This window comes from Tsukamurella asaccharolytica, from assembly GCF_007858435.1.
Classification (GTDB): domain Bacteria; phylum Actinomycetota; class Actinomycetes; order Mycobacteriales; family Mycobacteriaceae; genus Tsukamurella; species Tsukamurella asaccharolytica.
Genome location: NZ_VIGW01000008.1, coordinates 47,166 through 72,144, shown reverse-complemented (window position 1 = coordinate 72,144; position 24,979 = coordinate 47,166). Strand labels below are relative to the sequence as shown.

General features: G+C 72.2%; 8 protein-coding genes. 2 read left to right on the top strand and 6 right to left on the bottom strand.

The genetic code is table 11. The annotated features are described in order from the left end of the window. Window positions 1–173 precede the first annotated feature (173 nt). The 3 genes from FK529_RS14765 to FK529_RS14755 all read right to left on the bottom strand — a co-directional run bounded on the left by FK529_RS14765 (window position 174) and on the right by FK529_RS14755 (window position 15,385). Window positions 174–5,627, bottom strand: coding sequence for an ATP-binding protein (locus FK529_RS14765; protein WP_146562519.1), 5,454 nt, complete (start codon window positions 5,625–5,627; stop codon window positions 174–176). A gap of 63 nt (window positions 5,628–5,690) precedes the next feature. Further along, a complete protein-coding gene (gene acpS, locus FK529_RS14760; RefSeq protein ID WP_146562516.1) occupies window positions 5,691–6,074 on the bottom strand; it encodes a holo-ACP synthase AcpS in 384 nt (127 codons plus the stop codon). Window positions 6,075–6,091: 17 nt separating this feature from the next. Next, window positions 6,092–15,385, bottom strand: a complete 9,294-nt coding sequence (locus tag FK529_RS14755) for a type I polyketide synthase (RefSeq protein ID WP_146562514.1) — start codon at window positions 15,383–15,385, stop codon at window positions 6,092–6,094. A gap of 309 nt (window positions 15,386–15,694) precedes the next feature. On the opposite strand from FK529_RS14755, the gene FK529_RS14750 reads away from it, so the two are divergent. Continuing rightward, window positions 15,695–16,513, top strand: coding sequence for an SIR2 family NAD-dependent protein deacylase (locus FK529_RS14750; RefSeq protein WP_146562511.1), 819 nt, complete (start codon window positions 15,695–15,697; stop codon window positions 16,511–16,513). On the opposite strand, the gene FK529_RS20735 is transcribed toward FK529_RS14750, so the two are convergent. Then, window positions 16,488–17,849 carry a hypothetical protein gene (locus FK529_RS20735; RefSeq protein ID WP_146562508.1) on the bottom strand — a complete coding sequence of 454 codons (1,362 nt, stop codon included), beginning with the start codon at window positions 17,847–17,849 and terminating at the stop codon, window positions 16,488–16,490. The genes FK529_RS14750 and FK529_RS20735 overlap by 26 nt on opposite strands. Window positions 17,850–17,909: 60 nt before the next feature. Between FK529_RS20735 and FK529_RS14740 the strand changes: the two genes are divergently transcribed. Further along, window positions 17,910–18,734 carry a shikimate 5-dehydrogenase gene (locus FK529_RS14740; protein ID WP_146562505.1) on the top strand — a complete coding sequence of 275 codons (825 nt, stop codon included), beginning with the start codon at window positions 17,910–17,912 and terminating at the stop codon, window positions 18,732–18,734. A gap of 22 nt (window positions 18,735–18,756) precedes the next feature. Here FK529_RS14740 and FK529_RS14735 read toward each other — a convergent pair whose 3' ends face one another. Both FK529_RS14735 and FK529_RS14730 read right to left on the bottom strand, forming a co-directional pair. Beyond that, complete coding sequence (locus FK529_RS14735; protein ID WP_146562502.1) at window positions 18,757–22,974, bottom strand: PDDEXK-like endonuclease domain-containing protein; 4,218 nt, start codon at window positions 22,972–22,974, stop codon at window positions 18,757–18,759. Window positions 22,975–23,083: 109 nt separating this feature from the next. After that, the gene (locus FK529_RS14730) at window positions 23,084–24,895 is read right to left on the bottom strand and encodes a DEAD/DEAH box helicase (protein ID WP_231703097.1); all 1,812 of its coding nucleotides are present in this window, start codon (window positions 24,893–24,895) and stop codon (window positions 23,084–23,086) included. Window positions 24,896–24,979 lie beyond the last annotated feature (84 nt).

The window sequence follows — 24,979 nt, the reverse complement described above, 5'->3', positions numbered from 1 at the left end:
CGGCGACGGCCGGGGTTCGGCCGGGAGCGAGGCGGCTTCGGCCGCGCGACTCTCGTATTCCGTCCGGTTCGGACAGCGCGTCCACAGCGGACAGAATCCGAGAGCGCCACTGCCGTGGTGCCGACTCCTCGTGCGCCGCCGGGAATCCCGGCGGCGCACGTGCAGCGTCAGCCCTACTGCGCGGCCTCGATCACCGAGATGATCTTCGGGCGCAGGTCCGCGGCGGCGATGATCTCGTCGACCGAGCCGACCTCGACGGCACGGCGGATGCTGTGCACCCCGTCGAACTCGGAGGCGACCTCGCCCAGCTTCTCGGCGCGGACGGAGCCCCGCACCTCGTCGAGTTCGGCGAGCAGCGCCGCACGCTCGGTGCCGGTGGCCTCCGCCACCTGCGCCTCGAGGTCCTTGACCCGCGCATCACCGGCGGTGCGCGCATTGACCTCGCCCGAGAACACCACCGCGGCCGCGGGGGCGCCACCGAGCACCGAGGCGAACGAGCCCTCGATGGCCAGCACCGTCATGTTCGGGTTCAGCTGCTTGCTGAACACGACGAAAGCTCCGCCGTGGTACCGCGAGATCACGCAGAACACGATCGGACCCGAGAAGTTGACGATGGCGCGGCCGATCTCGGCGCCGTACTCCAACTGCAGCTTGCGCAACGACTCCGGCGAACCGTCGAAGCCCGAGAGGTTCGCGAGCACGACCAGCGGCCGGTTGTCACTCGCCGCGTTGATCGCGCGGGCCGCCTTCTTCGACGACTGCGGGAACAGCGTGCCGGCCGTGTAGGTATCCGGGCCATCCGTAGCCGGGAAGCCGAGGCGCGGCACCGACTTCGACTCGATCCCCAGCAGGCAGACCGGGATGCCACCGATGTGCACGTCCTGCACGACCGCGGTCTGGGCGTCGGCCATACCGGCCCAGCGCTCGAGCACCCCGTGATCCTGGTCCGACAGTGCGCGCATCACCGTGCGGATATCGAAGGGCTTCTTGCGATCCGGATTCTTCTCCGCGGAGAAGATGTCGCCGACCGTGGTGAAGTCGCTGTCGGCCAGTACATGCGGATAGGTGGTGATGTCGCGGTCGCCCGGATCCGTGGTCGCGGCTCGGCGCGGCGCCACCTCGCCGGGGGCGATGTAGGTGTGCGCGTAGTGCTCCATCAGGATCTTGTGCGCACCCATCAAGTCCGGCGCCCAGTACTGTGCCTGCCCGTTCGGGCCCATGATGCGGTCGTGGCCGCCGATGCCGAAGTTGTCCTCCGCAGAGACACCGCCCGAGAAGTCCAGCGATTGCTTGCCGGTGAGCACCATCGCCGACTCCGGCGTCATGATCAGCACGCCCTTGGTGTGCATGAGCATCGTGGCCTCGGCGTTCCAGTACGGCTGCGCGCCCACGTTGATGCCGGCGGAGACGATGTTGATCTCGCCGCCCTGCTGGGTGAACTCGACGATCTTCTTCAGCGCCGCCGCGACCCAGTCCATGTTCTCGGTGCCCGAGTCCATGGAAATGCGGGCGCCTGCGGAGAGCGCGTACCACTCGATCGGTAGCTCCATCCGGTGCGCGAGGTCGATCGCTGCGCTGATCCGGCGGCACTCCGCTTCGGCGAGCGCGCCCAGCGACTTCGTCGGGTCACCGAGCAGCAGGACTCGCTTGATTCCCTCCGGGTAGAGCTCCGTCGCGGTCGAGATCACGCCGACCACGATGCCCGCGGTGTTGCGCCCCTTCGGCCGGTCGGTGGGCACCAGCACGTCGGCGATATCGCCATCGGCCAGCTCGTACTCGACGAAATCACCGAGTGCGGTGGTCAACTCGTACGGATAGACGGTGTTGCGGCTCGCGGCGCGCAGCACCTTCTGGCGATAGCCGTCGATCGGCTCGACGGTGTCCTCGATCGGCTCCCCGATGTGCAGGTCGGCCCGCCCGGTGGGGCTGAACGAGACCCGCACCTCTGTCTTGACCAGCTCGCCGCTCGCCGCGTCGCGGCGGCGACCGATGAGCAGGACCTCCTCGAGGCCCGCGCCGACCGTCGTCGACTCGATGTGCCCGGCGAGCGCCTCGAGTTCGGCGTCGCTGAGGTCCACCGGCGGCCAGATGTACATGACGATCCGGTTGGTGGGCAGCCGCTTCGCGGTGGGACGAGCGGTCTGTGCCCGGCGGATCGAGTCCACGCACGTGGCGAGGGCGATCTCGGCCGTCGGCAGCGCCAGCAGGCGGCCCTCACGGTCGCGGACGGCGGCGAGGTCGCGGACCTGCGCGAAGGCGACCAGGCGATCGTCGGCCGGGTTCTCCTTGGCGACGGCGCGGTACAGGTACACCTCCTCGTCGTCCGACGACGTGAGGCGCGTCAGATCGAAGCGGCGCAGCCGCTCCAGCTGCATGCGCTGGGCGATGTACGGGTGCAGGCCGCGGATCAGGCGATCCTCTGCGACGCCGTTGGCGGCGGCGCGGAAGGTGAAGTGGTGGTGCATGACCGCGCCGCCGCTTCCCGCGACCGTGATGGTCACGCGCCGGACCTGCGCCGGCAGCGGGTGGGCCGACAGCACGCTGTCGAAGGCGGCCACCATCTCGTCCTGATCCTCGGGCTGCTGCTCCCAGCTGAGATAGATGTCGGCGTCCACCGACGCAGCCCCCTCGGCGACCTGCGCCAGCCCGGCGACCGCGTCGCTGAGGCCGTCATAGGCCACCGCGGCCGAGGCGAGGAGGGCGCCATCGCGCTCGGCGACGACCCACTCCGTGCCCGCGACGTCCTGCGTGCGAACCTCCGTCAGGCCCTTGTTGCCGTAGTAGCGCCGCGTCAGGACCTCGAGCATCACCGCGTTGTCGGTCGGGTGGTCACCCGCCAGTCGCTCACCGAGCAACAGGACCAGCGGCTCGGTGCTGCGCACCATCTCTGCGATCCGCTCGGAACGATCCGCCGCCGTGGGGTTCTCGTCGAGGTGCGTCAAGTGCGCCCGGACCGCCGAGTAGACACCCTCGCGGTTCCTGCGCAACAGCGGCTGGCCGAACCAGGCGAAGACCACACCCCGGGCCAGGTCGGCGATCAGCGGGTAGCGCGACTGCGTCGCGTCCATGAGCCGCTCGAGCACGGCGCGCGCGTCGCCGCCCTCCTCCACCGAGGGGGCCGGCTCGCGGAGCCACTTGCGGAGCAGCGCCGTGATGACGCGGACGCCGACCTTGGGCCGCTGCTGGGCGAGGAAGACACGGAAGACGGCCGACTCGAGCTCCGGCGTGCGGTCGAGTTCGGTGACGCCGTAGTGCCCCAGGGCCGCCGCGAGCTTCGCCCGGTACGAATCCGGCAGGCCGGCACGGTCGGCGTCGAGGCTCCGCAGGTAGGTGTGGAAGTGCTCGCGGGGGCTGTGGACCTCGTCGTCGCCGCCCACCGAGCGGCGCAGGCCGAGCTCGGCGAGGTCGGCGAAGACGCTGGCCAGCGCGAGCTCGGCGGCCGCCGGTGCGGCACCCTCCAACTCGGCGGCCACGCGGTCCACGAGGTACTCGTCGAGCAGGCGGCTCTCGTCCGCCGGGTCCACGTCGTAGCCCAGCAGCTGGCTGCGGAGGGCTTCGCGGCCCGCGGCCGCGCGCTCGACCGCACCCACCTTGTCGGGCTCCGCGGGCAGGTCGATCGGACCCGCTGCGGAGCCGGCGGCCTCCTCGTCACCGTCGCCGAGCGGCTCGAGCCGCAGCAGCGGTGCGCCGGCCTCGACCTGGCTACCGACGGTGACCGCGCACTCCTTGAGGCGTGCGGAGAACGGGGCGCGGAGCACGGTTTCCATCTTCATCGACTCCAGCACCAGGATCGGCGCACCGGCCTCGACCTCGTCCCCGACGGCGAGCGGAACGGCGACCACGAGCGCCGGCGCGGGCGAGCGGACCACGCCGCCCTCGTCGCGGCTGACCCGGTGCGTGACGCCGTCCACGTCGACCACGTGGACGGGACCGTGCGTTCCGGTGGTGAGCCGGTACCGGACGCCGTTGACCACGGCCTGCCCGGTGTGGTTGTCGAAACGTTCCAGGTCGACATCGGCGGTGCGGGTCTCCGCGCCGTTGTCGATGACGAGCCGGAAGGTGTGCGCGCCCGTGCGGGCGACCCGGACGCGGTAGCTCGCGCCGCGCAGCTTGAAGTCGAGCGGGGTGCCGCTCTCGTGCTGCACCTGCGGGCGGCCGCCGGACGCGGTGGTCAGCAGGCGGGTGAGCTCGGTACGCTCCTCGTCCTCGTAGGCGTCGATGGCGGCGGAGGCCAGGGCGACCGCGGTGTGCCTGTCGGCCACCAGCCGCCCCTCGCCGCGGACCCGGTCGATCCACCCCGTGTCGGCGCTGCCGTCGATAACCTCGGGCTGATTCAGCAGGTCGAGTACGAAGCTCTTGTTGGTCGCGCCGCCCTCGATGATGACGCGGGTCTCGTTCATGGCGCGGCGCAGCCGCCCTAGCGCCTGGTCGCGGTCCCGGCCGTACGCGATCACCTTGGCGATCATCGAGTCGAAGTCGGCAGGGATGGTATCGCCCTGGGAGACACCCGTGTCGATGCGGATGCCGGGGCCGGCGGGCAGGTCCAGCAGCGCGATGCGGCCGGGGGCCGGCGCGAAGTCGCGGTCCGGATCCTCCGCGTTGAGGCGCGCCTCGATGGCGTGGCCGCGCTCGACGGGGCGCTCGCCGTCGAGCGTGCCACCCGAGGCGACGTGCAGCTGCGCGCGGACCAGATCGAAGTCATTGGTGACCTCGGTGATCGGATGCTCCACCTGCAGGCGGGTGTTCACCTCGAGGAAGGCGAGAAGGTCGTCGCCGGGGTGGTAGAGGAACTCCACCGTCGCCGCGCCCCGGTAACCGACCTTGATGGCCAGCCGTTCCGCGGATTCCTTGAGACGCTGCACCTGCTCGGGGCCGAGCACCGGCGACGCAGACTCCTCGATGACCTTCTGGTTGCGGCGCTGCACCGAACAGTCGCGCACGCCCAGGGCCCACGCGGTCTCGCCGTCGGAGATGACCTGGACCTCGACGTGGCGAGCGCCGGTGACCAGGCGCTCGAGGAAGACGACGCCGCTACCGAAGGCACGCTCGGCCTCGTCGCGCGTGCGCAGGTAGGCCTCCTCGAGGTCGGCGTCGGAGGCGACCATACGAATGCCGCGACCGCCGCCGCCGGCGGTCGCCTTGAGCATGAGGGGATAGCCGATGTCCTTGGCCTTGGACTTGGCCTCCTCGAGGGTCTCGACGGGGCCCCGGCTCCACGGTGCGACGGGGACGCCGACCTCCTCGGCGATCAGCTTCGCGCCGATCTTGTCGCCGAGCTGGCGCATGGCGTCGGGGCTCGGCCCCACGAAGGTCACGCCGACCTCGGCGCACTTCTCGGCGAAGACCGGATCCTCGGCGACGAAGCCCCAGCCGACCCACGCCGCGTCGGCCCCGGTCTCCTGCAGGGCCGTGCCGAGCAGCTCGTAGTTGAGGTACGGCCGCGCCGCGGCGGGCCCCAGGTCGTAGGCGATGTCGGCCTCGCGGACGAAGGTCGCAGTGCGGTCCACGTCGGTGTAGAGGGCGACGGTCTCGATCTGCTGCCCGGTCTCGGCGGCCAGGTCGCGGACCGCGTGGATGAGGCGCATCGCGGCCTCACCTCGGTTCACGATGGCGATTCGGCTGAACACTCGCTTGTTCCCTTTCGGCTCTATCCGGTGCGCTCGTGCAGTCCGTTCGGACCGCCGCGCTCTTTACGTTCTCTCGATCACCGCGACCGCCGCCGCAGTATCACCGTCGTGGGTGAGTGACACATGGATCGTCGCATCCGGCCCCAAGTCGGCCGCGATGCGGCCGTACACCCGGACCGCCGGGCGTCCCCAGGCATCGGAGACGACCTCCACCTCGCGCGCCCCGACCTCCTGCTCGGCGGGCCGCTGAGCGTAGAAGCCCGACGAGAACGCCTTGAAGACGGCCTCTTTGGCCGCCCACCGGGCGGCCAAAGAGCGGACGTCGCCCGCCGCGTCCCGTCGTTCGGCGGGACTGAACGACGAGAGCATCGTGGTCCCGGGTTGCGCGAGTTGCTCCGCGAACCCGGGCACGTGCACCACGTCGATCCCGACTCCCACCACGGCCATGGCGGAAGCCTAGCGGGCTACCGGCATCCGTCGGCGCAGTACGTGCCGTCGGATCCGAGCCGCACGGCCTCGTCGAGCAGCAGGGCCGCCTCGTTCCGGTCCGTCGCCTCCGCCGTGGCGTCGGCGCCGAAGCGCCGGCCCGCCGGGGGCTTGCGGTACAGGCTCGACCGGCCGCACATCGCGGAGAGCACCGCGCGGGCACCCGCGACCTCGCGCTCGCGCGCCGTCGCGAGGTACGCGGCGCGGGCCGCCGGCTCCAGCGAGGCGAGGAAGGCGTCGCGGTGCACGACCGCGATGAGGCCCGAGACGTGACCGAAGCCGAGCGAGGTGAGCAGGCCCGCCTTGGGGCGGAAGCTCGCGTCGAATCGGTGGGTCTCGCGCAGCCACACCAGGTGCGGGTATTTGCGCATCTCGTCGTCCACGCAGTCGAGGCTGCGGTTCGGCGGTACCACCTGGTCGTTGAGCATCTGGCACATGCCGATCAGCTGGAAGGCGGCGGCGCCGCCCTTGGCGTGACCGGTGAGCGACTTCTGCGAGACCACGAACATCGGTGCGCCCTCGGACCGGCCGATCGACGCGGCGATCCGCTCGTGCAGGTTCGCCTCGTTCGGGTCGTTCGCGTTCGTCGACGTGTCGTGCTTGCTGATGATCGAGACGTCGTCCGCCGCCACCCCCAGCTGCCGCAGGCTGCGCGCCATCGGCGCCTCCGGGCCCCCGGCGGCCACGGACAGCGCACCCATGCCGGGAGCCGGGATGGACGTGTGCACACCGTCGCCGAAACTCTGCGCCCACGCGACCACGCCGAGCACCGGCAGACCCATCTTCGCCGCGACGTCGCCGCGGGCCAGCAGGACGGTGCCGCCGCCCTGCGCCTCGACGAAGCCGGCGCGCCGCCGGTCGTTGGCGCGGGAGAAGCGGCGCGGGCTGATGCCCTTGGACAGCATCTTGGCGCTGTCCGCGGTCGCCTGCATCATGCCGAAGCCGGTGATGCCCTCGATGGACAGGTCGTCGAAGCCGCCGGTGACCGCGAACAGGGCCTTGCCGACCTTGATCTTGTCGACACCCTCCTCCACCGAGACCGCCGCCGTGGCGCAGGCCGCGACCGGGTGGATCATCGCGCCGTAGCTGCCGACGTAGCTCTGCACCACGTGGGCGGCGACGACGTTCGGCAGGGCCTCCTGCAGGATGTCGTTCTGGTTCGGCTCGCCCAGCAGGGTGTTGATGAACAGGTCGCGCATGGAGCTCATGCCGCCCATGCCGGTGCCCTGCGTGTTGGCGACGTGCGACGGGTGCACGTACTCCATCAGTTCGGCCGGCTCGAAGCCCGCGGAGATGAAGGCGTCGACGGTGGCGACCAGGTTCCACAGGGCGAGCCGATCGACCGACTCGATCATCTCGGGCGTGATGCCCCAGTGGGTGGGATCGAAACCGTCCGGCACCTGCCCGCCCACGCTGCGCAGCAGCTTGGTGCGACGCGGCACGCGGATCTCGGTGCCCGCCTTACGGGTGACCCGCCACTCCCCCGACTCCATCGGCACCGCGACGGTGTGCTCCGGGTCCGCGTCCGCGAAGGCGCGGGCCTCGGCCTCGTTCGCCACCACGAAGGACATGTCCTCGGGCAGGAAGACCGACACCAGCAGCGGCGCCGCCTGGTCGACGATGTCGCCGTCGTCGCTGAACGCGCGGATGCCGCAGCGTTCGACGACCGCGTCGTGGTAGGTGTCGGCCAGCTCGGCCTCGGGCACCAGGTCGCCCGACTCTGTGTCGTACCAGCCCGGCTCCGGGTCGTTCTCCCAGGTGATCATGCCGGTCACCCAGGCGAGCTCGGCGACGCCCGCGGCGGAGAGCCGCTCGTCGACCTCCATCTCGAAGCGGGTGCGCGAGCTGCCGTACGGGCCCACCTCGCCGGCGCCGACGATGACGACCATGTCCTCGGGCCGGGCCTCGACGGAGCCCCACTCCGGCTCGCGGAGGGTGGCGACCGGGGCGCCGGGCAGGGCGTCGATGGTGCCCTCGTCCTCGGCCTCGGCGGCCTCGGCCAGGCGGGCCTCCATGGCCTGCTCGGCGAGCGCCTTCATATCCAGGGTGACGCCGCCCAGGCCGCCGGTGAGGTCGTCGAACAGCGGCGCCGTCGCGGCGCGCTCCCGCGCCTCGGCGCTGGCGTTCGCCAGCAGCTTGTCGGCCATCTCGAAGGTGGACCAGGTGCGCACGCCGGCCGCCTCGACGGCCTCGACCAGCGGGTCGTTGCCGCCCATGAGGCCCGTGCCGCGGACCCAGCCGATGATGGCGTGAGCCAGGGTGACGCGCTCGGACCAGGACTTCTCGGCGCTCCAGCGGGTGACGAGGGCGTCCAGGGAGGCCTTCGACTCGCCGTAGGCACCGTCGCCGCCGAACATGCCGCGGTTCGGCGAACCCGGGAGCACGACGTGCAGCCGCGAGGCCAGGTCGGTGTCCTTGCCGATGGCGGCGAGACCGGCGATGAGCCGCTCGACCGACCACAGCAGGATCTTCATCTCGAGCTCGGCGCGCGGGCCGGCGTCCGACATGTCGCCCGAGACGCGGGGCGCCGCGAACGGGAACAGCATCGTCGGGACCAGGGCCTCCTTGTGGACCATGGTGTACGGGCCGACGGTCTCGGCCTGACGCTCCCCGATCCACGCGCTGAGCGCGTCGACATCGGCGTAACTCGCCATGTTCGCGGGCACGACCCACAGCGCGGCGTCGGTCCGGGCGCTGGTGCGGTAGAGCTCCTTGAAGAAGTCGAGCCGCTTGTCGTCGAGCCGGCTGGTCGTCGCGATCACCGTCGCACCGCCCGCGAGCAGGCGCGCGGCGACGGCCGCAGCGATCGACCCGGCGGAGGCCCCGGTGACGACGGCGACCTCGCCGGCGTAGACGCCCGGCTCCGGGCTGCTCGTGGCCAGGCCGGAAAGGAAGGCGTAGGCCCGGGCGTGCTCCGGGCGGCCGGCCTCGGTGGCCTTCTTCTCCCACCACCGCGCCTGGTCCTGCAGCGCCTTGCCTGCGCCCTTGGCGGTCTCCAGAATGTGCTTGCTGTAGGTCGGGAAGGTCGCCGGGTCCATGTTCCACACGCGGAGCAGGTCCTCGCGGGCGCTGGCCCAGCGGTCGTCGATGAGGACGGCCTTGTTGGCGTCGAAGGCCGGCGCGACCGAGGTCGCCCAGTCGTCGCCCAGCTCGGTGGCGATCAGCGCGGCGAGCCGCTCCGACTCGTCGTCGAGCGAGGGCAGGCCCCCCTGCTCGTCCTCGAGACCCAACTTGCTCAGGAGCACGCGGGCCGAGGCGGCCAGGGCGCCATCGGGGCCGGTGATCGCCGAGGTGAACTCGGCGAGCGCCGCCGCGTCGACGGTGGCGCCCGCGCCACCGCCGCCGGCCGACGGCTTGCCGACGGGCACGCCCTGCGCGGCGCCGACCTCGGCGACCGCGCGGTCGATCAGCGCGTCGAGCGCGGCCGCGTTGGAGACGGGGCCGTCGAGCAGCGTCGCCAGGTCGCCGCCGCGGACCGAGGCGCCCTCGCGGGTGCCGGTGGCCAGCGCGAGCACAGTGTGCTGCGCCCAGCCCGGGCCCAGCTCCCAGGTGCCGGTCACGTACTCGGTGATGTAGTTCGGCCGCTTGCCGGTCGAGCCCAGCAGCTTGCGCAGCTGGTTGCCGACGGTCTCGGAGAGCACGGGGCCGAGCGGCTTGTACGTGCGGGCCAGCTTGGTGACGGTGCCGGCCAGGGTCGGCAGGTCGGCCTCTGCGGCACCGTCGATGGCGCCGAGGTTGAGCTCGCTGCCCAGGTCGAGGAGCAGCTGGTTGCGGCGCGAGCTCACGCCGTCGCACAGCGTCTCGATGGTGTCGGTCTTCTCCAGCTGGTCCGGACGCATCTTGGTCCAGATCGCGATCATGGCGCGGGTGGCGTCCGCGGCGTCGAAGCCGAGGTCGGCCGGTCGGGGGCCGCCCGACGGTGCGCTCGTGACCGGCGCGGCGGCCGGGGCCGCCGTCGCGGCGGGCGCCGCGGCCTCGGCGGGCGCGTCGTCGACCTCGTCCTCCGGGACGTCCTCGTCGGTCGCGAAGACCTTCGCGGCGTCGCGCTCGGCGTTGAGCACGGTCGCGGCGGCCCGCTGGTAGGAGGCGAGCGCCAGGGTGCGGCTGGCGAGGTTCGCGAGCGTCGGGGCGGACGCGAGGCCCACCTCGATGAACCGCTCGACGCCCAGGCCGCCGTGGTCGGTGTCGATGAGCAGCTGGTCCTGCGTCTCGATCCACCGGACGGGGCTGGCGAACTGCCACGCGAGGAGCTCGATGAGCAGGGTGCGGGCCGTGGCCATCGGGTTCGCGGCGGCCGCGTCCCAGTCGGCGACGAGCGCGCGGACCGGCTCGCTGGGCACCACGTCGAGGATGGAGAGCGCAAAGTCGGCGGTCAGCTCGAACGGGCGCGCCACCAGGTTCGGGAGGTACTTGCCGACGAGCTTGGTGTAGTCGAACTCGGCGGGCACCAGCTCCTCCAGGCGCGCCGCGAACTCCGGCACGCCGTCGCGCAGGACCGACGAGTGGAACGGGATGTCGATGCCCGGCACCAGCTGGAAGGCCTTCGGGCTGCCGGTGCGTTCGGCGATCGCCTTCTCCAGCGCGTCGAGCCCGGCCTGGTTGCCGACCACGACGTACTGCGCGCCCCGCAGGTTGAGGTTGACGATCTCGGCGAACTCGTCGGCGCCCTCCAGATTGCCCTCGACCCACTCGGCGATCTCGGCGTCGTCGACGTCGAAGAGCTCCGGGCGGAGCGCGGCCATCGCGTAGGGGCTGCGGCCCTGCTCGTCGCGGGGCACCAGCTGCTGCATGATGCGGCCGCGGTGGAAGACGGTCTCGAGGATCGTGCCCAGCGGGAGCACGCCGGCGGAGGCCAGCGCGTTGTACTCGCCCACGGAGTGTCCGGCGATGATCGGGTCGTCGACGCGGGCGCCGATCTCGGTGAGCTCGGCGAGCTGCGCGCAGGCCACGGTGGCCATCGCGACCTGCGTGAACTCGGTCAGGTAGAGCACACCGTCGGGATGGGAGTAGACGGTGCCGTTCGCGCGGATCGACAGGGGGTTGTCGCGGACCACGGCGAGGATCGAGAAGCCCAGCTTCTCGCGCGTGTGGGCGTCGGCGGCGTCCCAGACCTCGCGCGCGGCCTTGCTGCGCGAGCGCTGGTTCAGGCCCATCCCCTTGCCCTGGATGCCCTGGCCCGGGAAGACGTACGCGGTGACGGCCGGGAAGGCCACGGCCGACGCGGCCATCACGAGGTCGTCACCGACCCGCGCGGTGACCTCGAGCAACTCGCCGCCGCGGTCGATGCCGACGCGTTCGACGGTGAACTGCACCTCGTCGCCCGGGAGGACCATGCCCAGGAAGCGGGTGGTCCAGCCGCGGATCTTGCGGTGCATGACGTCGCCGTTCGAGGCGGACGCGACCTGCTGCGCGGCGGCGGAGAGCCACATGCCGTGCACGATCGGGCCGGGCAGGCCCGCCAGGCTGGCGGCGACCTGCGAGGTGTGGATGGGGTTGTGGTCGCCGGAGACGGCGGCGAAACCGCTCATGTCCTGCGGCGCGTTCACCACGGCCTGGCGGACCCGCTTGCGCGGGGTCTCGGTGGCCGTCTCGCCACGCGCGCCGCCCGCGGGCTGCGGGTCGGCGAGCTCGGCCTCACCGGTGCGGCCGCGGATCGCGAAGCGTTCGGTCGTGACGACGGCGGGGGCGTCGGCCCCCGGTGCCCGGACGTCGATGCCGACGGTCACGACGGTGCCGATGTCGGTGGCCGTCACGTCCTCCAGGCGCGCGGTGGCGCGGTAGGCGCCCGGCGTCGGGTTGGCGGCCAGCTCGATCGCGTGGTCCAGATGGACAAGGTCGAGCATGCCCTCGACCACGGGGCGGCCCTCGGCGGTGGTGGCAGCGCCGACCACGGCGAACGACGCGGGCCAGCACAGGCCGACGAAGGCGTCCGGCACGGCCAGCTGCTCGTCGCCGTACAGGGCCGACAGCCCGACGGGGAGGCTGTCCGCGGTGATCGCCGCGTGATCGGCGGCGTCCTCGGCGCGGAAGTCGAACGTGATGGAGGCGGCGGCAGCTCCGTTCTCCACGGTGACGGCGGGCAGGTCGCCCGCGGCGGCGAGCGCGACCAGCTTCGACATCGACTCGCTCGCGGCGCCGAGTTCGACGACGGGCACTCCGCCGTCGGCGCAGCTGTCGGGGACCTGGATCGGAATGACGAGCTCGGCGCCGGAGACCGGGATCTCCAGGACGACGGCGTTCGGGCCGGTCACCCGCAGGCGGGCGCCCGTGGCTTCGTGCAGCGCGGAGTCGCCGTCGACCGTCCAGCTGCTGCCGGCGCCGAGACGCGCGACCGGGCTGTGCACGAGGCGGCCGGCCCACAGGATGTTCGTGGCGGCGAGGGCCCGGGCGAGCGGGACCGAATCGACGCCGGGCACGACGCGGCGGCCGGCGACGGGCTGCGCGACGACGCCCTCGCCGAGGCGGCGGCGGACCAGCTCGGCCTCGAAGCGATCGAGCAGGTCGCCGACGGGCTCGTCGACGCGGGTGATGCCGGCGACGGCCTCCGGGCCGGGAATGATGCACACCTCGTCGGCGGAGTAGCGGGGCGAGTGGGCCTGCCACAGCGAGTCGGAGCGCCACCAGCGGCGGACGTCCTTGTCGACGACGGGCACGAAGTTCACCGGCTTACCGGGAGTGCGGCACAGCGAGACGAAGAAGGGCACGTCGGCCGGATGCAGGCGGGTCGACGTCGCCTCGGGATAGCGCTGCAGCAGCCGCTCGAGCGCGGCGTAGGCGTCGTCGGTCGCATCGACGTCGGCGAAAGCGGTCTCGATGGGGCCGCGGTCCTCCGGCGCGAGACGGGCCTCGGCGCGGTGCAGCATCGACAGGAAGCGGTCCTGGTGCGTGATGTCGAGCCAGCCGTAGTCTCCGAAGCGGCTCGCGTCCGCGGCGGCGACCTGCTCCCGGGTGCCGACCGACAGCTCGAGGTAGCGCTCGAGCCACTGCGCGTAGGTCATCGCGTCGGCGTCGCCGAAGTACGGCTTCGCGGTGCCCGCCATCGCGGCGATGATCTCGTCGCGGCGCTCGGCGACGGCATCGCCGTCACCGGCGACCTCGTCGAGCAGGCGGCCGCACGCGGAGGCGGTGTTGTCGATCTCGTGGATGTCGGCGCCCAGCTGGCTGCGGCCCGACGCCATGCCGCCGCCGGCGTGACCGGCGCCGATCCAGTCGGGAGTGCCGGGGATCTCCGCGAGCAGGCGCTTGACGTCGTCCGACGTGGTCGCCTCGAGAGTGGCCATCGCGGCGGTGCCGACGAGGATGCCGTCGACGGGCATCGCAGGCGCACCGTACTTCCGCGACCACTCGCCGGAGAGGTACTGGGCCGCCAGCTCGGGGGTGCCGATACCGCCGCCGACCGCGAGCACGACGTTGTTGCGGTCGCGAAGCTCGGCGTAGGTCACGAGCAGCAGCTCGTCGAGGTCCTCCCACGAATGGTGGCCGCCGGCCTTACCGCCCTCGACGTGCACGATGACGGGGTACTGCGGGACCTCGGCGGCGATGCGCGCCACCTGCCGGATCTGCTCGACGGTGCCCGGCTTGAACGCGACGTGCCGCATGCCGGCCTCGGTGAGCTCCTCGACGAGGGCCGTGGCCTCCTCCAGCTCGGGGATGCCGGCGGTGATGACGACGCCGTCGAGCGGGGCACCCGCGGCGCGGGCCTTCTGCACGATCCGCTTGCCGCCGAGTTGCAGCTTCCACAGATACGGGTCGAGGAAGAGCGAGTTGAACTGCGCGGCGCGGCCCGGCTCGAGGAGCGCGGTCAGCTTCGCGACGTTGTCGGCGAAGATCGGCTCGGTGACCTGACCGCCGCCGGCCAGCTCTGCCCAGTGGCCGGCGTTGGCGGCCGCGGCGACGATGCCGGGATCGACGGTGGTCGGCGTCATGCCGGCGAGCAGGATCGGGCTGCGGCCGGTGAGTTCGGTGAACCGGGTGGACAGCACCGTGCGGCCGTCGGGCAGGGTGACCGGACGGGGCGTGAACTCGCTCCAGGCCAGCGGCAGCTCCGGCACGCCGCCGGGCGAGAAGAGATTGCGGGCGCCGCGCAGGGTGGTCGCGGGGACGAGGCCGACGCCGCGGCCGCGGGCGGGTGCCGCCGAGAGCTTGGTGGCGATGTCCTCGGGACCGAGGTCGATGAGCCAGCGTGCGCCCTTGCCGATGGCGTCCTCGACCTCGGCGACCCAGTCGACGGGCTCGACGAGGACGGCGGCGGCGAGGCGGGCTGCGGTGGCGGTGTCGAGGCCGCAGCGCTCGGCCCACTCGGTGACCAGGCCGACGCCGTCGGCGAGGGCGGGGTGGTGGAAGCCGATGTCGACCGCGACGTCCTCGAACTTGGGGGCGAAGGCGGCGCCGCCGGTGAGCTTCTCCTTCCGCTGCTCCTCCTCGGTCTCGGCGACGGACTCGCAGAACTCGCGGAAGCCGGCGAGCAACTTCGGGGTGCCCGTGAGCACGAAGGAGTTGCGGTTGTTGCGCACCGCGAGCACCGGGCCGCAGGCGTCGAAGGCGACGGTGGCGGTGAAGTCGGCGAGCAGCTTCTCGAGCTTGTCCTGGCGGACGCCGGCGACGGCCATCATCGGGGTGGCGCCGCCGAGCGCGACGAGGCCCTTGCGGCGGGCGACGACCCGGCCCGCAGCGCCGATGAGGCGCGCGATGGCGAGCAGGTCGCCCTCGTTGCCGCGCGAGGCGAACGCGGAGACCGCGAGCTGGCCCTGCGAGTGGCCGATGGCGGCGACGGGCGGCACGTCCCACGGGTCGAGGCCCTGGGCCTCGAGGCCGTAGAGGGCCACGAGCTGGCTGAACAGGACGCCGGGGACGGAGAAGACGGCGCCGTCGACCTGGGGGGCGAGGAGACGGCGCGAGGCGGGCGCGGCGGCCTGAGCGGCGTCCTCGTCCTCGTCGCCGGTGGTCTCCGCCTCGGACGCGGCGATGGAGGCGTCGCGCCAGTGCAGCGGGTCGAAGGTCAGGGCCTGCGCGCGCAGGAGTTCCGCACGGACGGGTTCGAGCACGCTGTCGGCGCGCGCGACGAAGCCGTCGAAGAGCTCGCGGTACTCGGGATCGTCGGCGAGGCCGGTCTGCTCGAGGAGCGAGACGAGGCCGGGCAGCCACGGCCCGCCCTGTCCGCCGAAGGTCAGCGCGTACTGCTCCCCCGCTGCCAACCTGTCCACCAGCGCGTCGTTGCTCCGCGGCCCCTGCGCGGTGCGTGCGTTGGCGGTGACGAAGTCGTCGACAGTCATGAATCTCCTCGGATCAGCTCGCTGCGCGCCGCTCTGGCGGCACGTCCGCGGCAGGCCCGCGGATAACCCGTGCTCCATGAGAACACAGGATTCGCACCGCCTCTGACGTGCAGATATGTAACCAGTCGGTATACCCGCGAGTAGCTTGGAGATATCGATTCACGGGTGTATCCGATTCCCGATACACGCGCGAATCCACGCAGGTCCACCACCGCGTGACGGTGATCACCGAGGGTTTCCCGCGAGTAGCAGTTGTTATCGAATCGTTACCTCACTCCTCGCCCGATCGCCGGTCGGTAGTCTGAGCCGATGCAGCCCGGAACACCCCCGTCGGACCGCCCCGCCGCTGTCGCCGTTCCCGGCGACGTCGTGGAGTTGGTGCGCTCCGCCGAGTCCGTCGCGGTGCTCACGGGCGCCGGCATGAGCCGCGAATCGGGCATCGCGACGTTCCGTGAGGCGCAGAGGGGTCTGTGGGAGCAGTACGACCCCGAGGAGATCGCCTCCGTCGACGCCTGGAACCGCGACCCCGCCCTGGTGTGGGGCTGGTACCAGTGGCGCGCCCACGTCGCGCGGCGAGCGAACCCCAACGACGGGCACATCGCCCTCGCCGAGCTCGCAGGGCACCGCAGGGTCTCGATCGTCACGCAGAACATCGACGACCTGCACGAGCGGGCGGGCTCGACGGTGACGTCGCACCTTCACGGCAGCCTCTTCGCCCCGCGCTGCGAGCACTGCGGCACCACTTACCTGGGATCGGACGCCTTCCTTCCCGACGACGCCGACGTCTCGCCGCAGCTGCGCGCGACGCCACCCACCTGCATGCACTGCCTGTCGAGGGTGCGGCCGGGCATCGTCTGGTTCGGCGAGGCCCTGCCGATGGACGCCTGGAGCCGGGCCGAGGCGACGGTCGTCATGGCCGACGTGGTGCTCGTCGTCGGCACGTCGGGCATCGTCTACCCGGCGGCGAGCCTGCCGGAGACGGCGCTCGCGGCGGGGATCCCGGTGATCGAGATCAACCCCGAGTCGACCCCGCTCAGCGCGGCGGCGACCTACCACTGGCAGGGCACCGCGGCGACGACCCTGCCGGCGCTGGTCGCGGCGGTCACCGCGGGCGCTGCTCGCTCGTAGCCGGCGGCGCAGGTGCCCGCGGGGAGTCCGGCGGAACGTCGGACTTCCACTGGCCGATGACGCCCGGCCCGACGAGCGGCATCCCGCCCACCAGCTCCTCCCCGTTCTGCCGGTCGATCAGGTAGGCGGGCACGCGGTGCCGCCCGTCCCCCTGGCCGCGCTGTGCGCCCGCCCCGGCCGCCGGCATGCCCAAGGGCCCCGACGAGGGTCGCGCGCCCGTCGTGCTCGATCCGGCGCCGACCGGCGCGGCCGACGAGCGCGCCACGGCGGTATCCGGCCGCAGCCCGAGCGGCGAGGGACTGCGCCCGACCTCGCCCCGCCCGCCGAGCCCGCTCGACCCCGAGCCGGTCCGGGCCGCCGAGGACAGCGGGACCGCGGCGGACGGGGACAGCAGCGACGACGGCGCCTCGGTGTCGCTCACCGGCGCGACCGTGCCGTCGTCGAACGCGGCATCGGCGCCGGCGCCGGCGTCGACACCGTTGCCCACCCCCGCGCCGCCGCCCGTCCCCGCGCCGCCGCCCGTTCCGCCGCCGCCCGTCCCGGCTGAGGTGCCCGTCCCGGCGGAGATGCCCGGCCCCGCCCCGGTGCCCGCCGCGCCCGCCGCGCCCGCTCCGTTGCCGGTCGTCGCAGCGTCCCTGCTCCCGCCCGTGCCGGCGCCCGTCCCCGTGGGCGCGGCGTCGCCGGGGCCCGTTCCGGTGTCCGTTCCAGTGTCCGACGACCCGGCGCCGGTGCCCTGCCCGGCAGTTGCGGCGCCGCCGCCGGACCCGCCCGTGGGCGCCACCGCGCTCGACTCCGCGGGCGCCCCGGCGGCGGCGTCGTTCTTGATCCCCGCCGGCCCGATGTGGCGGAAGGCTGTCCGCCCGTTCGACTCCCCGAGCGGAAGCGTGGACGCCGCTGACTGGACCGGCGAGGTGTAGGTGTTCGACACCTCCTCCGCCACGGCGAGCCGCTCCACCGCGGCGCCCGAGCCGAACTCTCCGCTCATCGGGTCGGGAAGGTCGCTGAACCGCTCGGTCGTGGCCGACGCCGTGTCGGACAGCTCCTCGACGTTGCCCACGAGCCGCCGCAGCACCACGGCGTTCGTGTACGCGCGGGCGGTGTACCGCGCGATCTCGTCGTACGACTGATCCTTGGCCTCTCCGCGCCAGCGCGGCTCCAGGGCGGCGGCGTCGCGCTGCAGCTCCGCGATGCTGTCGGCGTGCGAGTTGCCCGCGCTGCCGAGCGCCCGCGCGTCCGCCGCCAGGCCCGAGCCGGACAGGCCGCGCGCGAAGTGCCGTATCTCCGAGGCCGACCGCTGTTCCCACGGAGTGCGCCCGATGCTCTGGAAATCCGTCACATCAATTGGACGCATCAGGTCCGGCCCCGGTTCCCGATCCGCCGGATTAGGGTGAGCGGGATGAAGGACTCGATCGCGATGCCCGACCGGGACACCGTGCTGTGCATGTCCCTGTCCGGGCGCCCCAGCAGCATCGGCACCCGATTCCACAACTACCTCTACCGCGAGCTCGGCCTGAACTACCTGTACAAGGCCTTCACCACCACTGACCTGCCCGCGGCGATCGGCGGGGTACGGGCGCTCGGCGTACGGGGCTGCGCGGTCTCGATGCCGTTCAAGGAGGCGGTCATCGAGCTGGTCGACGTGATGGAGCCCTCGGCGCGCGCGATCGACTCGGTGAACACGATCGTCAACGAGGACGGCGTGCTCCACGCCTACAACACCGATTACGCGGCGGTCGCCTCGCTCCTGCGATCGCACGGTCTCGACGCCGCGCTGCCCGTCGCGGTCCGCGGCTCGGGCGGGATGGCGAAGGCCGTGGTCGCGGCCCTGCGCGATCACGGCTGCACCGACGTGACCGTGGTCGCCCGGAACGCCGAGGCGGGCTCCGCGCTCGCGGGCCTGTACGGATTCCGGCACGCGACCGAGGCGCCCGGTGGGGCGCGGGTCCTCGTCAACGCCACGCCGGTCGGGATGTCCGGCGGCCCCGCGGCGCAGGACCTGTCCTTCCCCGCGGAGCTGATCGCGGCAGCGGACACGGTCGCCGACGTGGTCGCGATGCCGCCCGAAACGCCGTTGATCCGGGCGGGCCGGGCCGCGGGCACGACGGTGATCACGGGCGCCGAGGTCATCGCACTGCAGGCGGCGGAGCAGTTCGTGCTGTACACGGGCGTGCGCCCCGACGCCGCGTTGGTCCGGGCGGCCTCGGAGTACTCCCGCTCCTAGTAACCGGGTCGCCCGCGCTCGGCTACTCCGTGTCGATATCGAGCCCGACGGGCTCCCAGACCGGCACGGAACCGTCGTCGGCACGCTCACCGACCGTGAGGGCGCGCTGCAGCGTCAGCGGGCGCACGCCCCGCCGATCCAGCGCCTGCAATACGACGCCCATCGCGGCGTCCGCATCGGTCGCGAAGACCGACTCGCGGACCCGGACGAACTCCCAGCCGCACCGGCGCAACTCACGTTCGCGCTCGATGTCGGACCGCGCCTGCTCGGGCGTGGATGCGAAGTCGGCGCTGTCGCACTCGACCGCGAGGCGGCCCTGTTCCCCGGTCACCACGAGGTCGATGGAGCGGTTGTTCACCACGACCTTCGGGTTGACGTGATAACCCATGTCGCGGAGCCGCACGAAGACCTGCTGCTCGAAGAGATTCTCGAAGGGCTCGACGCGGCGGTCCGTCGGAACGTCGACCGGCATCGGCTGCGCCACTTCGACGTCCGCGCGGGTGACGTACCGCAGTAGCGACGCGCGCAGGTCGTTCGCCTTGAGATCCTGCTCGTCGACGGAGGTGAACAGCCACAGCTGATCGCGGGCGCGGGAGGCGGCGACGTTGAACCGGCGCTGGAAGTCCCGGCCGGTCAGCGCGCGGAAACGGTAGTCGGGCGCGACGACCATCGACAGCAGAATCACGTCGCGCTCGTCGCCCTGGAAGTCGGGCGGCGTGCCCACGCGCAGGCGACGGGCGTCCCACTCGTCGGGATCGATCGCTTCCCGCAGCCGCCGGTAGAGTTCGTCGACCTGGCCCTGACCCTGCAGCGCGATGACGCCGAAGGTGCGGCCGGCGTAGAGCGGGTCGGCGAAGCACCGGACCAGCTGGTCGACGATCGCCTGCGCCTCCGTCGGGTTGCTGATCCGCGCGCCCTCGCCCACGACCTTCGCCTTCGGCACATGAGTCACCCGCAGCGGGACGGGGCGATCGGCGCCGTAGTGCCGCACCGGAATCAGGGGAGCGTCGCTGTAGAACTGCCGGGAGCTGAAGTCGATGATCTCCGGCATGCACCGGAAGTGCTCACGCAGTCGCACCGTGTGCCCGAAGCGCGTGCGCAGCAGGGTGAACAGGCTCGACCGCGGGGTCAGCGAATCACGCAGGTAGGCCGGGATGTCGGGCAGCTGCGCGTCCAGCCGGGCGAAGACGTCGTCGAGGCTGGCGCCGGTGAAGGCCGAGGGCGCGCACTGATTCTCGTCGCCGACGACGATCACCCGCGGGGCCAGCCACAGCAGGAACGCGCTCGTGATGTCGGCCTGGCTGGCTTCGTCGACGATCACCACGTCGAAGGCATTGCGCTCGGGGGAGATCGACGCGACCACCTGCGAGATCGGCATGATCCATGCGGGCACGGCGGACTGCGCCTGGCGCATCGCCTCGCGGGCCGCGACGCGGAAGCGCTCGGCATGCCGCCCGGAGCCGCGCCCGATCGACGCGACGTGGTCGCGGTAGGCGTGCAACGCCTGGATCTCGTCGAAGGTCATGCGGCGCAGGCACTGCCGCCACGCACTCGCCGTCGCGATCCGGGTGGTGTAGTGCGCCACGTCCTGCTCCGCGGCCTGCAGATCCGCCTCGAGCTGGGCGTCCTCGTCGGGGTGCACGCGCCCGGCGGCCCAGGTGACCGCGCGGCGCCACGACCAGGCCGCGGCCAACTGCGGCACGCGCTCGTCCCAGGCGGGGTCGTCGGCGGTGCGGGCGACGAGGTCGAACAGGGCGGGCGCCTTGGCCCGCAGGCGCAGCGCGAGCAGGTCCAGCGCCCCGCGGTCGTCCCGGTCGGTGCGGGCCGCGTCCCAGGCCCGGCGCGCGTCCCGGATCGCCGCGTACTGGTAGCTGCGCAGGGCCGCGACCATCGCGTCGCCCTCGGGTGACGGGCCACGCTCGACCAACGCCTGCACCTGGAGCCGCAGGGCGTCGAGCCGGCTCTGCGCGTCGCGGGCGCCGGCGGCCGCGGAGATCGCGACCACCTGGCGCGCGGTGCGGTCCGTCTCGGCGAGGTCCTTCGGCCGCGGGGCGTGTTCGGAGAGCCCCTGCAGGGCCTGTACGAGCCGGTCGCGCTCGTCGACGAGCCGCACGACCGTCCGCGCCCGCAGCAGTTGGTCGGCGGCCTGGCTGAGCCGCTCGCTGCGGTCACGGGTCGCGGTGCGCCCGGACGGGTCCGTCGGCGGCGCCTCCATCCCGAGCGCGCGCAGCACATCGCCCACCCGGCCGATGACGTCCTCGACCGCGAGATGCTGCGCCGCGGCGCGCAGGTGTGCCTCGCCCGCCCCCTCGACGCCGTCGACCACGATGCCGAGGCCGGTCTCCTCGAACTGCTTCTGCTCGGGCTTGCGGAACCGCTTGCGCGGCTCATGCCCCAGCGCCAGATGCCGCGCGTAGTCGTCGATCGCGGCGCGGTCGTTGGCGTCCGGGTTGTCGCTGAGGTGGACGACGGCGCCCTCCAGCTCGTCGTCCGCGGCGCGAGCGGTGGCGATCTGCTCCTCGAGACCGACCAGCCGCGTGGCGAGATGAGCGCGATCGCCGATGAGCATGTCCTCGGCCAGCAGCTGCGCCGACGGCGGGTAGCGGCGTACCCGCTCCACGAGCTCACGGATCACGTCGGAGCGGGCCCGGATCACGGCGAGCTTCTCGGCGTCGACGCCGGCGAGCACGTGCGTCAGGGCGCCGCTGTCCGCAGCCGCCAGCGGCGAGTCGGCCAGGGTCGCGCACAGCGCCTCGAGATCGTCGGTGTCGGGGAGCTCGGCCAGATCCGGCAGGTTGTGGGCGAGACGCCGCGAGAAGAGCTCGTCGTTGCGCCGCAGCAGCGCGACGAGACGGTCGAACTCGCGGGTGTCGAGCGGGGGCACAGCACCGTCGACGGGGCCCGGCAGCCAGGAGTACTGCTCGGCGTCCCGTCGGACCCGCGCGACGATCTCCGCGGGCTTGCCGGAGTAGGCCGACGCCAGCCAGTCGGACTCCTCACTCTCGGCGGTGCGCAGCGACCAGACCTCGCGGACCAGCTCCTCGCGCCGCTCGATCGCGCGATCGCGCTTGGCACGCAGGTCGCGCAGCTCCGCGTCGGCGAGCGCCTCGGAGTAGGTGGACTTGCGAGTGGCGATCTCGGTGACGGACGCGGCGAGCGAGGCCGAGCCGTCCTTGGTGACGTCCGTGACGGAGACGACCAGCTGGCGCACCTCCGGCGGCAGCTTCTCCTCGAGCACTGCCAGGGCCTGCGCCTTCTCGGACACGACGAGCACGCGCTGCCCCTTGGCGAGCAACGCGGCCAGGAGGTTCGCGATGGTGTGGGTCTTGCCGGTACCGGGCGGCCCTTCGACCACCACGCCGGAGTCGGCGCCCATGTGCGCGAGGATGTCCCGCTGCTCGACATTGGACGGCAGCACGTAATACGCCTCGTCCAGCAACTCGAGCGGGCTCATGGCCCCATCGGCGGCGAGCTGCCGGATCCGTTCCTCCGAGCCGACGCCCTCGACGAGCTGCGCGAGACCGATCGGCACGGCGCGGCCGGGGTCGGCGACGTCGGCCTTCATCGCGTCGTAGAAGCCCAGCAGGGGCGCGGATCCGCGGGTGCGGAGCACGAGCGCGGGAGCGAACTCGACGTGCGCTCCGCCGTCCTTCGCCGCGGCGCCGAGCCACCTCTCGCTGAACTCCTGGCACGCGGGGTCGAGCACGGTGCGGGCGTTCTCCCGTAACTCCGTCTGCAGTTCGGCCGAGCCGGAGAGGTCGAACGACGGGAGCCCGGCGAGCAACAGCGAGTCCTCGACGCGCGGCACGGAGTCGCGCGGCAGCACCACCCTCAGCCGTTTGCCGCGCCGGTCGCGCTCGAGCAGCACCGGCTGCGTGAGCAGGTGCGCGCGGATGGCGGTGTCTCCGTCGCGGGCCGTGAGCAGGCCGGAGGCCAGCACCAGCTCGACGGACTCGGGGTGGTCGGCGAGCTCGTCGAAGACGCGCAGCAGCCGGGAGTGCGGCGAATCGGGGGCGTCGTCGCGCGGCACCGTGAAGATGGTGCCGCCGGGCCTCGCGTCGGCGTCCCAACTGTCGGTCAGCGCGCCGTCGCCGGTGAGCGGCAGCACCGCCAGGTGGTCGTCGAGGTCCCGCGTGACCACGGATCGCGAGCGGATCAGCTCGTCCAGGTACTGCAGCAGGCGAACGACGCGATCCCGACGGCCACCGGGGCCGTCGCCCTGGTCACCGGCGGCGGTCATGCGCTCCTCTAGTCTCTCGGGTCGGCCGCAGCCGACGGTCGGCGGGCCCGGTTCGAGCTACACCTTGACTAAAGGTTAATGCATCTGTGTGCAAACGCCGACCGAGTCGTCAGCGCCTCCGGCCCGCCCGGAACCGCTGCTTGCCCGCGGCGGGCCGGCCCGACGGTGCGCCGGGGTCTCGCTCGAGGTTGATCAGCTGTCCCGAGATGCGGGTCCGCTCCAGCGCGTCGAAGACGTCGCGGGCCAGATCGTCCGGCAACTCGACGATGCTGTGATCCGGCCGGATGCTGATGTGGCCGAAGTCGCTCCGGCGCAACCCGCCCTCGTTAGCGATGGCGCCCACGATCTGCGACGGGGTGGCGTGCTGCCGCTTCCCCACCGCGATCCGGTACGGCACCATCGGTCGGCCGGTCTTACGGTGGGTCGAGGGTTCGCGGTCCCGGTCCCGGTCCCGGCCGCGCGCGGGGCGGCCATCGCGGTCGCCGAAGTCGCGGTCCTTGCGGTCACGGGCATTGCGCTCACGCTCCGGCGGATCCGGCTTGAGCAGGAAGGAGGCACCGTCGCGCGACTGCAGGGCGAGCGCCGCGGCCACATCGACCAGCGGCACGTCGTTGGCGCCCACGTAGTCCTCGATCAGCCGGCGGAACATCTGCAGGTGATCGCTCGCGAGATTGTCTGTGATCGACTCCCCGAACTTCTCCACGCGATGCGCGTTGACGTCCTCGACCGAGGGCAGGCCGATCTCGGTGAGCGGCTGCCGGGTGGCCTTCTCGATGGCACGCAGCAGGTGCCGCTCGCGCGGGGTCACGAAGAGCAAGGCGTCGCCCTTGCGGCCCGCGCGGCCGGTGCGGCCGATCCGGTGCACGTAGGACTCGGTGTCGTGGGGGATGTCGTAGTTCACGACGTGACTGATCCGCTCGACGTCGAGGCCGCGCGCGGCGACGTCGGTGGCGACCAGGATGTCGAACTTGCCGTCCTTGAGCTGACCGATCGTGCGCTCGCGCTGCGCCTGCACGATGTCGCCGTTGATCGCGGCGGCGGCATGGCCCCGCGCCCGCAGCTTCTCCGCGAGCTCCTCGGTGGCCGATTTGGTGCGGACGAAGATGATCATCCCGTCGAACTCCTCCACCTCGAGGAGGCGGGTGAGCGCGTCGAGCTTGCGCTGGTGCGCGACCTGCAGGTAGCGCTGCGTGATGTTCGACGCCGTCGCCGTCTTGGACTTGACGGTGACCTCGACCGGGTCGTGCAGATACTTCTTGGAGATCTTGCGGATCGCGGGCGGCATCGTCGCCGAGAACAGCGCGACCTGCTTGAACTCCGGGGTGTCGGCGAGGATCCGCTCGACGTCCTCCTGGAAGCCCATCGTCAGCATCTCGTCGGCCTCGTCCAGCACTAGGAACTCGAGGTTCGACAGGTCGAGCGTGCCCTTGGAAAGATGGTCGATCACGCGGCCCGGGGTGCCCACGATGATCTGCGCGCCGCGACGCAGGCCCGAGAGCTGGACGCCGTAGCTCTGGCCGCCGTAGATCGGCAGCACGGTGATATTGGGCATGTGCACGGCGTACTTGCCGAACGCCTCGGACACCTGCAGCGCGAGCTCGCGGGTCGGGGCGAGCACGAGGGCCTGGGGCTTGCGGCTGTCGCCGTCGATCTTGGACAGCACGGGCACGGCGAACGCGGCGGTCTTGCCGGTGCCGGTCTGCGCGAGACCGACGACGTCGCTGCCGGAGAGCAGCGGCGGAATCGTGGCGGCCTGGATCGGCGACGGGTTCTCATAGCCGACCTCGGCGAGGGCGCGCAGAACGCGCTCGTCGATCCCGAGGTCCAGGAAGGTCACCGGTTCGGCTTCGTTCTCCTTAGCCTGCGCGTCATCGACGACGGCGGCGGGGGCGGTGCTCTCAGCACCGAATTCATCAGACATTGTTTCCCCAGCATAAGCCGTATCCGCCGCCCACGCGAAACCCCATCGGAATCGGACATTCTCCGATAGGTTGTGCGTATTCCA

What these genes read in the sequence shown, in the direction of transcription:
- FK529_RS14750 (WP_146562511.1), top strand. Translation starts at nt 15,695, where the DNA reads ATGCAGCCCGGAACACCCCCGTCGGACCGCCCCGCCGCTGTCGCCGTT.
- FK529_RS14740 (WP_146562505.1), top strand. Translation starts at nt 17,910, where the DNA reads ATGAAGGACTCGATCGCGATGCCCGACCGGGACACCGTGCTGTGCATG.
- FK529_RS14755 (WP_146562514.1), bottom strand. Translation starts at nt 15,385, where the DNA reads ATGACTGTCGACGACTTCGTCACCGCCAACGCACGCACCGCGCAGGGG.
- FK529_RS14730 (WP_231703097.1), bottom strand. Translation starts at nt 24,895, where the DNA reads ATGTCTGATGAATTCGGTGCTGAGAGCACCGCCCCCGCCGCCGTCGTC.
- FK529_RS14735 (WP_146562502.1), bottom strand. Translation starts at nt 22,974, where the DNA reads ATGACCGCCGCCGGTGACCAGGGCGACGGCCCCGGTGGCCGTCGGGAT.
- acpS (WP_146562516.1), bottom strand. Translation starts at nt 6,074, where the DNA reads ATGGCCGTGGTGGGAGTCGGGATCGACGTGGTGCACGTGCCCGGGTTC.